The sequence below is a fragment of the Kaistia nematophila genome, assembly GCF_026343855.1.
GTDB classification, from domain to species: domain Bacteria; phylum Pseudomonadota; class Alphaproteobacteria; order Rhizobiales; family Kaistiaceae; genus Kaistia; species Kaistia nematophila.
Map to the genome: position 1 here is coordinate 357,926 of NZ_JAPKNK010000003.1, position 13,438 is coordinate 371,363.

Genomic DNA, 13,438 nt, shown 5'->3' on the forward strand with positions numbered 1-13,438 from the left:
GATCCGAAAGGCCTCACCCTGCCTTCACCTCTCCCATGGGGAGAGGTCGGAGCGAAGCTCCGGGTGAGGGGTTGCGATCTATCGGGTGAGGCCTCAACCCCTCACCCGCCGACCTGCGGCCGTCGACCTCTCCCCGTGGGAGAGGTGAAGAACAGCACAGTCCATATGCTGAGCGCGGACATATCGGAGACCTTCATGGCAGATCTTCTCGTCAAGCCGGCCGGAACCAGGGGCCAGACCATCCATGTCACGCCGCAATCGGCGGGCTGGTCGCATGTCGGCTTCGATCTCTACCAGCTGGCGCCGGGCGAGATGGCGCAGGCCAATACCAACGACCGCGAAGTCTGCCTGGTGCTGGTTTCCGGCAAGGCGCGCATCATCGTCGAAGATGTCGATTTCAACATCCTGGGCGAACGCATGTCGCCCTTCGACGGCAAGCCGCATGCGGTCTATGTGCCGGCCGAGCACGACTGGATGGTGACGGCGACGACCGAGGTGACGCTCGCCGTCTGCTCGGCGCCCTCAACCGGCGGCAACCTGCCGCCGCGCCATATCCGGCCGGAAAAGATGGAGCACGAGACGCGCGGGCGCGGCACCAATGTGCGCCATGTCACCAACATCCTGCCGGAGACGGCGAAGGCGGATTCGCTGCTCGTGGTCGAGGTGATCACGCCCGGCGGCCACACCTCGAGCTATCCGCCGCACAAGCACGACACCGACAATTTGCCGGCGGAATCGCTGCTGGAGGAGACCTACTACCATCGCCTCAACCCGCCGCAGGGCTTCGCTTTCCAGCGCGTCTATACCGACGACCGCTCGCTCGACGAGACGATGCTGATCGAGGATGGCGTGGTGACGCTGGTGCCGAGGGGATATCACCCCTGCGCCACCATCCACGGCTACGACCTCTATTATCTCAACGTCATGGCCGGGCCGACGCGGACGTGGAAGTTCCACAACGCGCCCGAGCATGAATGGCTGCTGAAAGACTAGCTAGCCCTCGGCGGCCGGCGGCTGCGTGCCTCGCCGCGCGTAGCGGTCCCAGGCCTCGACGCCGACCGCCGTCACCAGCGCCAGCAGGCCGCCGATCACCGTCGCGATGATGCGGTGCTTGACGACCTCGATCTCCGGCAGGCCGGCGAGCGACACCAGGAAGGCGACGCAGGCGGTGACGCTGGCGACGAAGGCAGCATAGCCGGAGCGCTGCATCGAATAGGCGAGCCCCGCGAGCCCGACCACCAGTACCGCCAGCAGGCTCTCGTCCGGCCGCAGCACGGCGGCGATGAGCGTGGCGATGCCGGCGCCGGCGACCGTGCCGCAGATGCGGAAGACGACGCGCTCGACCGTCTTGTCGGATTGCGGCTTCAGGATGATCAGCGCCGTGACCGGGATCCAGTAGCCGTTCGGGATATGCGCCGTCTTGGTCAACAGCATCGTCAGCACGGCGAGGATGGCGGTCGCGACGGCGATCCGCAGCGTGTCGGAATGGCCGGTGAGGCGGTGCCCCATCACGGCGAACAGGTCCTGCCAGCGCTCGGTGCCGTCATGCTCGCGGATGATGGCCGACTTGCCGACCAGCACCCAGGCGGTCGTCACCAGCACGATCTGCAGCACGCCGCCCGTGAAGACGAGGCCCGCACGGCCGAGCGCGCCCATCATGTCGGCGGGATAGGCGTCGGCGACGAAGAAGGCGATCGCCCATTGCAGCGTGATCCACCACGCGGCCGGGCCGGCCGCGTTGGCGCCGCCGCAGAGCGCGCCGGCGACGGCCGAGAACAGGATCATCAGCGGCAGGTAGCCGCCGGAGAAGGAACCGAGCCACGCCGCGAAGGTCATCCCGACCATGGCGAAGAGCATCGGCGCGGCGCGCACCGCCGTGAAGCGCTGGAAGGCGCCGAAGCCGACCGAGAAGGCGCCGCTGGCCGCGACCAGGCCATAATCCGGCCGGCCGAGGAAGATTCCGGCGGCGAGGCAGATCGCCATCGCCGGCATGCAGGCGATGACCGTCTCCGGCCGGATGTCGCCGCGGCGGAAGGCGAACATTTCCTGGCTGTAGCGCCGCACCGGGATCCGGGCGCGCAGAAGGCGATGGACTGGCACGCGGGTCACCTGTTCCCGAAACGAACCGAAGCGACCTCCGATCACGGAGACCTTCGACCCTGGTGAGCCGATGCGGCTTTTCCGGGTCGCGACGCCGCGCCACTCTAGAGGCGCGGATCGCCGCCCGCCACCTCAGACATTCTCCGCCACATAGAGTTCGAAGGGCAGCAGGACACGGTTGTCGCCCTCCCCCGCCCGGCGCGTCGTCGCGCGGGTCAGGATCTCCACCGCCCGCTCGGCAAGCGCCCGGACCGGCGTCGCGATCACCGCGTCGAGAACGCCGTCGACCAGCGCCGCGCGCGTTTCCGGCACCAGTTCGTTGCAGACGGCGACGACGCGGCGCTCCGCGCCCGCCTCGCGCAGCGCCGTGACGAGACCGGCCATGCCGCCGCCGGCGACATAGATGCCGACGAGATCCGGATTGCGCTTCAGCAATTCGAGCGTGCCCTCATGCGCGAGATGCGGATCCTCCAGATTGGCGAGCGGCTCGAGCAGGCGGAACGCGGGCGCATGCTCACGAAAATAGGCGCGAAAACTGCTCTCGGCGAGCTCATGGCCGACAAAGCGATGGCTGCCGACGAAGCTGCCGACGCTACCCGCCTGCCGCACCAGCCGCGAGACGGCCCAGGCGGCGGTGCGCCCTGCCTTGCGGTGATCGATGCCGACATGGCCGATCCGCCCCGGTGCCGACAGTTCGGAGAGCAGCGTCATCACGCCGACGCCGCGAGCGGCGAGTCGCTCGACCGCTTCCGTCACTTTCGGATGGTCGGCGGCGACGACGGCGAGCGCATCAACGCGGGCACCGAGCGCCAGCAGCTTTTCCGCCACCGTGCCGGCCGAGATGTCCTCGACGAACTCGACGACCGGCTTGCCGCGCACGCCCGGAGCGGCGCGGGTCGCGGCGGAAAGCGCCGCCGCCATCTCCTGGAAGAAGGCATCGGCGCGACGCTGCAGCAGGAAGCCGAAGCTGCGGTCCGGCGCGGTTTCCTCCAGCCGCCGCTTCAGCAGGCCGGTGCCGTGATAGCCGATCGCCTCGGCGGCGGCGAGCACGCGCTCGGCCGTCTCGCGCTTCACCGGCGCGCGCCGGTTCAGCACGCGATCAACGGTGGCGACGCCGACGCCGGCGGCTTCGGCGAGGTCGCGGATCGTCGGCCGGTTCACGCCGTCCATGCTCGTCCAATCCTGATAGTTTCTATCATGAAGCCTCGCTGCATCCTTGAGCTTTCGTGAGAGATTCTATCATCGCGCGATTGAGCTTGAAACAGGCGGGGTCTAGACTCGTTCCAGACATCAAAGGCGCGCCTCCGCACGCGGAACGGCTCAAAAGCGCGATGCGGCGGAGGAACGGAATGACCACCGAGACGGTTCGGCGCGACTATTCCCTGGTCGGACGCGACACGAAGCGGGCCGAGGAAAACGGCCTCGCGGCGGCCGAGTGGTATCAGTGCCCGATCACCCGCAAGGAACTGAAGGAGCTGATGAAACGCTCCGACGGCCCGGCGCTGCGCGACACGGCGATCTGGTTCGCGGCGCTCTTCCTTTCCGGCCTCGGCGGCTACCTGCTCTGGGGCTCGTGGTGGGCGGCGCCGTTCTTCCTCGTCTATGGCGTGCTCTACGGCTCGGCCTCGGATTCGCGCTGGCACGAATGCGGCCACGGCACCGCCTTCAAGACGCGCTGGATGAACGACGTCGTTTATCACATCGCCTGCTTCATGATCCTGCGTGAGCCGACCGTCTGGCGCTGGAGCCATACCCGCCACCACACCGATACGATCATTGTCGGCCGCGACCCCGAGATCGCCGTGCCGCGCCCGCCGGATATCCTCGGCCTGCTGCTCAATGTCTTCGCGCTGAAGAGCACCTATGCCGCTTTCAGGAAGCTGTTCCTGCACGCGGCGGGAAGGCTGACCGACGAGGAATTGACCTACATCCCCGAGATGGAGCGCTCGAAGGTCTACTGGGTGGCGCGGCTCTATCTGGCGATCTTCGCCGCTGTCGCGATCTGGTGCGTCGCGATCGGCTCGATCCTGCCGGCGATGTTCATCGGGTTGCCAACGCTCTATGGCGGCTTCTTCACCATCATCTTCGGCCTGACGCAGCATGCCGGCCTCGACGAAGACGTGCTCGACCACCGGCTCAACAGCCGCACGGTCTACATGAACCCGGTCTACCGCTTCCTCTATCTGAACATGAACTACCACGTCGAACACCACATGTTCCCGATGGTGCCCTATCACGCGCTGCCGAAGCTGCACGCCGCCATCAAGGACGATTGCCCACGGCCCTATAACGGCCTGCGCGAGGCCTATGCCGAGATCATCCCGGCGCTGCTGCGCCAGGTCCGCGAACCCGGCTATTTCGTCCGCCGGCAACTGCCCGATCCGGCAAAGGCCGTGCCGCACAACCACGGCACGCAGTTCGTGTCGGCAGTGCCGGCGGAGTAGGCAACGCCGTGCGTGCTTCGAGGCGGGCCTTCGGCCCTCCTCAGCATGTTGAGGGTGGAAGGCTTCTGAAGGAAGCAAGCCCCTCGCCCAACCCTCTCCCGCAAGCGGGCGAGGGCTTTTCCGCCGGCTCGCCGGCCCGACGATCGAGCAAGAACGGCAGCGGCCGAAAGCCCGGGCTGGATGCGCCCCCTCTCCCGCAAGCGGGAGAGGGCTGGGGTGAGGGTCTTTCGAAAACCCTGCGACCAGCCGAACGACAGAACAACCGAGGAGACCATTCATGAACACCACCACGGCCGCCCGCTGGATCGAGGCTTGCGACGCCGACGAGATCGACGAGGAGGACGTCATCCGCTTCGACCATGACGGCCGCACCTATGCGATCTACCGCTCGCCCGACGACGAGTATTTCGCCACCGACGGCCTCTGCACGCATGAACAGATCCATCTCGCCGATGGCCTGGTCATGGACCACATCATCGAATGCCCGAAGCACAATGGCCGCTTCGACTACCGCACCGGCCAGGCCAAGGGCGCGCCGGTCTGCGTCAACCTGAAGACCTATCCCGTCAAGCTCGACGGCGGCAAAGTCTTCCTCGGCCTGGTCTGAAACGATGACGGGCGCGCCAGCGGAGACGATGGTCGTGATCGGTGCGGGCGAGGCCGGCGCGCGCGCCGCCATGGCGCTGCGCGAGAACGGCTTTGCGGGCAGAATAACGATCCTCGGCGACGAGCCGCACAGCCCCTATGAGCGCCCGCCGCTCTCCAAGGCGGCGCTGACCGACGCGGACGAGCCGCAGGCCGCCTATATCCTGACGCCCGAGCGGCTCGACGAGCACGGCATCGCCCATCTCGGCGGCCGGGCCGTCACGGCGATCGACCGCGCCGCCCACATGGTGGATCTCTCCGATGGCGAACGGCTCCGCTATGACCGCCTGCTGATCGCCACCGGCGCCCGGGCGCGAAAGCTTGCCGTTGCCGGCGCGACGCCGGAGAGCATCCTCTACCTGCGCAGCTTCGACGAGGCCCGCGCGCTCCGTTCCCGCCTCGCGCCGGGCGCGCGGATCGTCATCATCGGCGGCGGCTTCATCGGCCTCGAACTCGCCGCTTCCGCCCGCGCTCGCGGCGCGGAGGTGACGCTGATCGAACTGGCGCCACGCCTGCTCGCCCGCGCGGTGCCGGCGGCGATCGCCAGCGTCATGGCGGCGCGGCACGAGGCGGCCGGCGTGCGGCTGCTGACGGGCACCGGCATCGAGCGGATCGAGGTCGAGGAAGAGCGGCACGTCATCCAGCTTTCGACCGGCGAGCGGATCGTCTGCGACGGCATCGTCGCCGGTATCGGCGCGGTCGCCGAAACCGGCCTCGCCGAACGCGCCGGGCTCGCCATCGACAATGGCGTCGCGGTCGATGGGAGGCTCGCGACCCTGGACCCGGACATCTTCGCCGCCGGCGACTGCTGCTCGTTCCCGCATCCGCTCTATGACGGCCGGCGGCTGCGGCTCGAAGCCTGGCGCAACGCGCAGGACCAGGGCAATGCGGCGGCGCGGGCGATGCTGGGCGGCAGCGACGACTACGACGCCGTGCCGTGGTTCTGGTCGGATCAATACGAGCTGACACTGCAGATCGCCGGCCTCCCCGACGAGGGGGAGGAAACGATCTCACGCGATCTCGGCGACGGCGCCCGGCTCGATTTTCATCTCGCGGGCAAAGGCCGCCTGGTCGCGGCCAGCGCGATCGGCCCGAACGGCAAGATCGCCAGGGACGTCCGGCTGGCCGAGATGCTGATCGCAAGGCGCGCGCATCCCGACCGGGCCGCGCTGGCCGATCCAGATGTGAAGCTCAAGGCTTTGCTGGCCGGCTGAGACGCTCGACCCTGACGCCTTGCCAGATCGCGTTTCTTCACGCGAACCGGCATCCCCTTGGCCCGAAACCGCCCTACGCCGTCCAGACGCCCGCGAGCTGGAATGGCGTCGGCCCAAGGGCGGCAGCTTCGCGGTCGGTCGCATCGGGCGGAATAAAGCGCACGGGTCGGGCGTTGATCGCGACCGAGATGTCGCCGACCAGTCCGTTCGGCAGCGGCAGGTGGAAGGTCCGCGACACCTCCCTGCCCGCGCCGCGCCCGCCGGCGCGGCTGCGCAGCCGGGCGATGGCGACCCCGTTGCAGGTGATGTCGAAGAACAGCCGCCGAGACATGGCCGGCGCTTCGAGCGTCAGCTTCAGGATCAGGCTCCGGCGCGGCTGGCGCAATGTCAGCGTGTGCAGCAGCGAGCGGCCGTCCGGCAGGCCCTCGACGGGCTTGGCCAGGCCGAGCAGCCAGCGAAACGGGATACGCGGCCGCGTTACCGTGATGGCGCGCCGGTCCTTGACGATGAGCGAAAAGCCCTGATGGCGGAGCAGCCGGTCTGCGAGACGGTTGCCGGCTTTCTCAAAGAGATTTCGATCGCTGCGGTCGCGCACGTTGGACCAGTATTTGAGCCGCTCGCCGAAGGGCGCCGGACGGGACGCCATCGCCGCCAGCGCCGCGTCGGGAACCGGCAGCGACAGTTCCTGCCGCGCATATCGCAGGCCCGCCAGGCAGGCCGGCACGAGGCCGCGCTGATGCGCCATCGACGCCAGCAGCGCCCAGTCGATCGCCTGCCGGTCGATTCGGGCCGCGAGGTCGATCGCCCAGTCGCCGCTCTCGCTCGTGGCGGAATGGGCAAGAAGCAGCAGCGTCGCGTCTGTCGGCGCGGGGACCAGGATCGGCCGCAGCGCCAGCTTCGCATTCTGCGCCGACCGCCACATCGCCTCGTCCAGGAGCGGCTGGATGCGGGCGAAGTGGAAGGGCGAATTGTGCAGGTCGATCTCGCCGCGTTCGCCCTTCTTGAAATTGCCGCTCAAGCGGACATTGGCGAGTTCGCGCAGATATTCGAACGACTCGCCATTGGTCGCCGTCCAGCCATCCGCCGCCAGCGAATCGAGCGCGCGCACCGTATCTTCCGGCCGCACCAGGATATCGACGTCGCCCATGATCCGGCGCGTCGCCGCGGCGAGGCCTTCGGCATATTGCGCGCCGCCCTTGAAGACGAGGAAGGGAATGCGGTCGGCCGCGAGCCGGTCGAAGGCCGACGCCGTCTCGCGCAGGCTGAGCTGTGTCTTGGTCCAGAGCTGCTTGGTCAGACCGTCGATGCGCGGGCGCAGCGGCGTTTCGGGATCGAGTTGCGGCAGGCGGACCGAGAGCGACGCGAGCAGCCGCATCTCCGTCCAGACGATGTCGTCGAAGTTCCGCCGGGCCTGCCAGGCCTGCCAGGCCGCCTTCGCCTGCGCTTCCGGCGCCAGAACGGCCTGCAGCAGAAGATGGACATAGCCGTCGGGCCAGCTTCGTTCGCGTCTCCAGGCCATCAGTCGCCACCCCCGCCGCCGTCGAGCGCGGCGCGGCGGCGGGCCAGCGCGCGCTTGGCGATCTCCAGATAACCGATGTCCCGCCCGTCGCGGCCATAGCTCATGCTGCCGGGGATGACGCGCCGGAGCGCCACCACCTCCGGCGACATATGGAACCGCAGCCCCATCTCCCGCCCGCGCGCGATCCAGTCGACCATGTCGCCCCGACCGCCGCCCGGCGGATCGAAGATCGGCCCGACCGCCCGGGCGCTGGCCGTCCGGATCATCATCGTCGTCCGCCCCCAGCCCTCGTGCACCCGCCCATCCGGCGCTACCGGCTGGCCGTGGAAGAAGACGCGGAGATGGCCGAAGACGCCATCGAGATCGGCCTGATCCTCGAGGTTCGCCAGCTGCGACGCCGCCTTTTCCGGCAGCCAGATGTCATCGGCATCGAGGTAGGCGACGACCGGCGTCTCGACCTGGACCAGCGCATGGTTGCAGGCGGCGCCGGGCCCCTGGTTTTCCTGGCGGATGACTTCGAGGCCGAGCTCGCGGGCGAGATCGCCGGTGCCGTCCGTCGAACCGTCATCGACCAGCAGCGCGCGCGCCGGCGGGGCGGTCTGGCTCCGCAGCGAAGCGACGGAATCGGCAAGGGTCCGGCTGGCGTTGAAGGCCGGGATGATCACCGTGTACTGGCTCGTCATGACCCGCTGTCCCGTCAGGAATTGAAAGTGGCTGCCGCCGGCGCCGGCGTCTCCTGGCAGCCGCCGAATTCGGTTTCACGATCGAACTGCCGGAAGAAGAAGACGTCGAGCCGGCGCGTGCGCCCGGTCGCGCGGCGGCGCAGCATCGAATTGTGATAGGCCTTCAGACAGGCCCTGTGCATCGCGTCGCGGTCGTTCGTCATGTTGCCGGCGTGGCGCCGGTAGTAGATCGCGGTGTCGATTTCGATGATGAAGCGGCTATCCGCTTCGAACAGGCGGAAATAGAAATCGATGTCCTCGCCATAGGTGAGCGCCTCGTCGAAGCCGCCGAAACGCTCGAAGGTCGAGCGGCGGAAGACGGCACTGGCGAGGCAGATGTCGAGCTTCTGCTCCCAGAGCGAGCCTTCCCTCGGCTGGAAGTCTGCGGTCATGTCGTTGAAATAGATGCGCTGCCCGACGACGGCGGCGATGTCGGGCCGTGCGGCGAGCTTGGTCACCTGGCGCAGGATCCGGCCAGGGGCGCTGACATCGTCGGAATCGAGAAAGGTCAGGAATTCGCCCGTCGCGGCGGCGAGGCCGGCATTGCGCGCGGCCGAGACGCCGCGATGGTCCTGCCGGATCAGGCGGACGCGCGGATCGGCCGCCGCGATAGCGGCCACGACGGCATCGCAGCCATCGGTCGAGCCATCGTCGACGACGAGGATCTCGGCGTCGATTCCCGGCTCTGTCTGGAGCGAGCGGAGCGCCTCGGCGACATAGTCGGCCCTGTTGAAGGCCGGCATGACGACGCTGACGCGGGGCCGATCCATCGTCATCCTAGCCTCCGGGCCACTGCGCCCGCATCGCGTCGAGCAAGGGGTGACGCAGCGCCCCCGACTGGCCGCTCTGCCGCCGCCTCTGCACCGACCGCTGGAACACGTAGAGCAGCTCGCGGCTGAGCGCCGGCCGGTCGCCGCTGGCATTGCCGCCATGGCGCCGGTGCAGCAGCGCCACCTCGTCGTCGATCGTCACCGCGACGCCCGCCTCGATCATACGGAGATAGAAGTCGTAGTCGCTCCCCATCTCGAGATCGCTGGCGAAAGCGCCCAGCCGCGCGAACAGGCTGCGCCGGAACGTCCCGGCGCCGAGCAGCGTCGCCAGCATGCGCTGGTGACGTCCGCCGGTGACGTCGCCGCCCTCGCTGATCCGGTCGAACATGACGCTCTCGCCGACGACCGCCTGCGTGTCCGGATCGGCCTTCAGAAGGTCGACGTGCCGGATAAGCCCGCCGGCGGGCTTCAGGTCGTCCTGGTCGAGAAAGCTGACGAGGGGCGCCGTCGCGCGGTGGAGGCCGCGATTGCGCGCCGTCGCCACCCCGCCCCTCGCCCCGCGGACCAGCAGGATCCGGCGATCCCGTTGCGCGAGGCGGTCGACGCAGGCGGCGGTATCGTCCTCCGACCCATCGTCGACGACGACGATCTCGCTCCGCACCTCGCACTGATCGAGCACCGAAGCGATCGCCTGCTCGATGAAGGCCACGCCGTTAAACGCGGGCATGATCACCGAAAGCTGCGGAGACTCACTCATGAACTGACCTTCCCGTTCGCGCGCCCGCCCGGGACGCCGCGGCCGACATCGGCGGGCGACATGGCCAGCTGGTCGAACGGCGTCTGGAGCGGAAACTCCGTCGCCGGCTGCCGATAGCCGTTCGCGCGGCGCCGCGCCATGGAACGCTGCAGCGCCTGCAGGATGAAGCGGCGGTTTTCCCCGGCATCGTTGGTCATGTTCGCCTCGTGCCGGCGATGGAACAGGGCCACCTCGCTCTCGACCCCGATACGCAGGCCCCCCTCATGGATGCGGAGCAGGAAATCCAGGTCCTCCGAAAAGCGCATCGCCTCGTCGAACAGGCCGATCGCGCCGAAGACCGAAGCGCGCATCGTCGTGGCGCCGAGATTGACGCTGCGAAGGCGGACATGCGCCGATCCGGCCACAGGCTCGAACATCTCGCCGATCGCCTCGAAGACGAGCACCTCGCCGGCGACCACGTCGGTCGACGGATCCCGCGCCAGCCACGCGACGTGCCGCGCCAGGCGGTCAGGTCGCCACAGATCGTCGGCGTCGAGGAACGAGACGAACGCGCCCCTCGCCGCGCGAACGCCGTGATTGCGCGCGGCGGCGACGCCCGCATGCGCGATCGGCAGCAGGCGGATCCGCCCGTCCCGCACCGCGGCATCGGCGACGATCCGCGCCGTATCGTCCCGAGAACCGTCGTCGACGACGACGACCTCGAAATCGGCAAAGGTCTGGGCGGAGAGGCTGTCGAGTGCCGGGCGGATGAAGCGCGCCGCATCGCGGGCCGGCATGACGACGCTGGCCGACGTCATCGCGCGTGCTCCGCGATCACCGACCGCACGGTCGCCGCGATCTCGACGGGGTCTTCGGAAAGCCGGAGCCGGTAGACCGGCAGCCGCATCGAGAGACCGGTCAGGAACAGAAGATCCTCGGCCGAACGGGACTGGAACTCCCCGAACAGGGCATCGGTCAGATAGCGGATGGCATCGGCCCGCGGCACCGCCTCGATCGTCGAGCGCTCCTGCCGCGCCACGACCGGCAGGAGTATGGCGCCGATCCGCAGCCGATCCGCCATGCATCCCGGAAAGGCCCGCTCGGGATCGAACTCGAACTTGCCCTGCCAGTTGGGCGACAGCGCGCCGAGGCGGTCCGCGAGACCGGGAATGCGCGCGATCCCGGCCGCGTCCTGCTTCAGCAGGCGATAGAGCGGCAGGACCGTCGGAGGCCCGTCCTGATCGAGCAGGATATAGTCGTCGCCGACCGTCTGCAGCCCGCCCGCGAGGCCGGCGAGCGTGGTGCCGGACTTTCCCGCCCCGCCCGGCCCGGCGACCAGAACCCCCTGGCCGTCGACGCCGAGGCTGCCGGCATGGATCATCCGACGCCTCGCCTGCCGCAACGCCCAGTTCAGGGGAACGCGGACGGGGGCGCCGCTGTCCCATGGCAGCAGATCATCCATATGGTCGAGGAAATAGGCGGCATTGCCGGACCGACGCTGCCGCACGATCCATTGCCGGTCGAAATAGGGATAGGTCGCGACATAGCCGCCGACATCGGCAGCCTCGTCGAAATGATGCATCTGCCAGTCGGGTTCCGCCCAGAGGCCCGCGCGCCAGCCCATCTCGGACGCGGCAACGATGTCGATCCGCCGCGCTTCCCCGATGGGCTCGCCACGCGTCACCAAACGGTCGCGGTAGCGGTCGAGCACGACGCGATTGCTGCTGCGGAGCTTGAACCCGACGCCGCCGAGCGTCACCTCGGCCACATGCAGCCGGTCATCCGGCGTCGCGTCGAGCCGCTCAAAGAGCGTATCGAAGAACGCGGCCAGGCTCTTGTTGTCGACAACCGCAGGGTCGCACGCCCCTCCAGGGCCGCCCCGCATCGGTCAGGCGTCCTCGCGCCGTACCGGCCAGCCAACTTCCTCGACGACCTCGTGGATCGGATCCGTCATGACCAGGTCGCGGAGGTCGTCATAGGAATCGATGGCGAGCGAGGTCGTCCCGCTCGCGACGAACGCCATGACGCTCGGCTCGCCCTGCGGAGCCACGGCCGCATCGGCAAGCTGCATCAATCCCTCGGACTGGATCCGATCGATCAGGCGGGTCGCGTCGTCCACGAGGGGGTCATGCCCCCCGAGCGCGCCGAGAACGGTTTCGACCGCATGGCCGGCGGCCAGGTCCCGCCAGATCGCCGAGGCCAGGTCGCGCAGGCTGAAATAGAAGCCGGTATCAAGGTTGAGGGCCACGATCTCGCCGCCGAAGTCATCCGCGACGCAGTTGGGGACCGCAACACTCAGAAAGGTAGTCCCTGTCAACACGCACCTCGTCGTCGTTCGCAAATACTTACTTTGCGTTATGTTATCGGATAGCGATAACAAACGATCCGGGAAATGTGCAACAGATGGATCGTTAGGCTTGACGACCACAGATGGTTTTCAACAAAAATGTGGGAAAAATCCCACAACAATCACGGCGCGAGAGATATATCTTGGAAATTGACCTGAATACTGATCACATCAAGGAGTTTATCCGATCTGAACGAAAGTCTAACCCTGTACTCGACCGCTTCCTATCCATGATGGAGGATGGTTTCGTTGCAGACGAGGATGGCCATCGCGAGCCGCTGACACATATTGGAATCGATATAGACTCGGTCGGCGTGGTCTACTTTCTCACGCGTACTTTGAAAGCCGCCTACACGGTCGAAACAGGCTTTGGCATGGGCACCTCCGCCATGTCGATGCTGGCCGCAAAATTCGATATGCCCGACCATCGGCACATCTCCATCGACCCGTTCGGGTTGTCGGACGGGGCCGGGCTGGTGCTGCTCCGCCACCTCGAAAGCCGGTATGGCGATCACTTCGAACGGGTCTGGGAGGCGTCGGAACTGGCGCTGCCGGCGATGGTGAAGCGCGGCGAGGACAGGCCGCTCATGCTCGCCATGATCGACGGCGACCATCGCTTCGACGGCGCCCTTGTCGACTTCTTCTACATGGACAGGCTGCTTGCGGTCGATGGGCGGATCCTGATCGACGACATCGCCTATCCCGCCGTTGAAACCCTGCTGAACTTCATCACCACCAACAAGCCGAACTACCTCATCGAAGAGATCGGCCGCTTCGCCGTGCTGCGGAAGCGCGAGGCCGACGACCAGCGGCAGTGGGACCATTTCCGCGCCTTCGCCGTCCCGAAGCGGCAGGACTGGACGCCGCGCGAGCTGGAGCCCGTCGAGCCGAAGCGGCGATCACGGCTGGCGCGGCTGCTGCGCGGCCGGTAAAGCGGGACC

14 protein-coding genes are annotated in these 13,438 nt (G+C 67.8%); 5 read left to right on the forward strand and 9 right to left on the reverse strand.

What is annotated here, in order from left to right:
* Positions 1-195 precede the first annotated feature (195 nt).
* Positions 196-993: a 5-deoxy-glucuronate isomerase gene (gene iolB / locus OSH07_RS10155; protein WP_266338515.1), complete on the forward strand. Its 798-nt coding sequence runs from the start codon at positions 196-198 to the stop codon at positions 991-993.
* Here iolB and OSH07_RS24445 read toward each other — a convergent pair whose 3' ends face one another.
* Entirely contained in the window at positions 994-2,100 is a 1,107-nt protein-coding gene (locus OSH07_RS24445) for an FUSC family protein (protein WP_266338516.1), read from the reverse strand.
* 132 nt (positions 2,101-2,232) lie between these two features.
* Positions 2,233-3,270: a LacI family DNA-binding transcriptional regulator gene (locus OSH07_RS10165; RefSeq protein ID WP_266338517.1), complete on the reverse strand. Its 1,038-nt coding sequence runs from the start codon at positions 3,268-3,270 to the stop codon at positions 2,233-2,235.
* 179 nt (positions 3,271-3,449) lie between these two features.
* Between OSH07_RS10165 and OSH07_RS10170 the strand changes: the two genes are divergently transcribed.
* From OSH07_RS10170 to OSH07_RS10180, 3 genes are all read left to right on the forward strand, one after another.
* Complete coding sequence (locus OSH07_RS10170; protein WP_266338518.1) at positions 3,450-4,544, forward strand: fatty acid desaturase family protein; 1,095 nt, start codon at positions 3,450-3,452, stop codon at positions 4,542-4,544.
* Between the two features lie 277 nt (positions 4,545-4,821).
* Positions 4,822-5,151 carry a MocE family 2Fe-2S type ferredoxin gene (locus OSH07_RS10175; RefSeq protein WP_266338519.1) on the forward strand — a complete coding sequence of 110 codons (330 nt, stop codon included), beginning with the start codon at positions 4,822-4,824 and terminating at the stop codon, positions 5,149-5,151.
* A gap of 28 nt (positions 5,152-5,179) precedes the next feature.
* Positions 5,180-6,403 (forward strand): NAD(P)/FAD-dependent oxidoreductase, encoded by a 1,224-nt coding sequence (locus tag OSH07_RS10180; protein ID WP_266338520.1) that lies wholly within the window; start codon positions 5,180-5,182, stop codon positions 6,401-6,403.
* Positions 6,404-6,476: 73 nt separating this feature from the next.
* On the opposite strand, the gene OSH07_RS10185 is transcribed toward OSH07_RS10180, so the two are convergent.
* Genes OSH07_RS10185 through OSH07_RS10215 form a run of 7 tightly spaced genes read right to left on the reverse strand, consistent with a single transcriptional unit; the run spans position 6,477 to position 12,398 of the window.
* A complete protein-coding gene (locus tag OSH07_RS10185; protein ID WP_266338521.1) occupies positions 6,477-7,922 on the reverse strand; it encodes a nucleotidyltransferase family protein in 1,446 nt (481 codons plus the stop codon).
* On the reverse strand, positions 7,922-8,605 hold the full coding sequence (locus OSH07_RS10190; RefSeq protein WP_266338522.1) for a glycosyltransferase family 2 protein: 684 nt from the start codon (positions 8,603-8,605) through the stop codon (positions 7,922-7,924). Before OSH07_RS10190 ends, OSH07_RS10185 begins: the two co-directional genes overlap by 1 nt.
* A 14-nt stretch (positions 8,606-8,619) precedes the next feature.
* On the reverse strand, positions 8,620-9,420 hold the full coding sequence (locus OSH07_RS10195) for a glycosyltransferase family 2 protein (RefSeq protein ID WP_266338523.1): 801 nt from the start codon (positions 9,418-9,420) through the stop codon (positions 8,620-8,622).
* Between the two features lies 1 nt (position 9,421).
* Positions 9,422-10,171, reverse strand: a complete 750-nt coding sequence (locus OSH07_RS10200; protein WP_266338524.1) for a glycosyltransferase family 2 protein — start codon at positions 10,169-10,171, stop codon at positions 9,422-9,424.
* Positions 10,168-10,968, reverse strand: a complete 801-nt coding sequence (locus OSH07_RS10205; RefSeq protein WP_266338525.1) for a glycosyltransferase family 2 protein — start codon at positions 10,966-10,968, stop codon at positions 10,168-10,170. The genes OSH07_RS10200 and OSH07_RS10205 overlap by 4 nt, the downstream gene beginning before the upstream one ends.
* On the reverse strand, positions 10,965-12,035 hold the full coding sequence (locus OSH07_RS10210; RefSeq protein WP_266338526.1) for a phosphoenolpyruvate carboxykinase (ATP): 1,071 nt from the start codon (positions 12,033-12,035) through the stop codon (positions 10,965-10,967). The genes OSH07_RS10205 and OSH07_RS10210 overlap by 4 nt, the downstream gene beginning before the upstream one ends.
* Positions 12,036-12,038: 3 nt before the next feature.
* Complete coding sequence (locus OSH07_RS10215; RefSeq protein WP_266338527.1) at positions 12,039-12,398, reverse strand: hypothetical protein; 360 nt, start codon at positions 12,396-12,398, stop codon at positions 12,039-12,041.
* A gap of 242 nt (positions 12,399-12,640) precedes the next feature.
* On the opposite strand from OSH07_RS10215, the gene OSH07_RS10220 reads away from it, so the two are divergent.
* Positions 12,641-13,429, forward strand: coding sequence for a class I SAM-dependent methyltransferase (locus OSH07_RS10220; protein ID WP_266338528.1), 789 nt, complete (start codon positions 12,641-12,643; stop codon positions 13,427-13,429).
* Positions 13,430-13,438 lie beyond the last annotated feature (9 nt).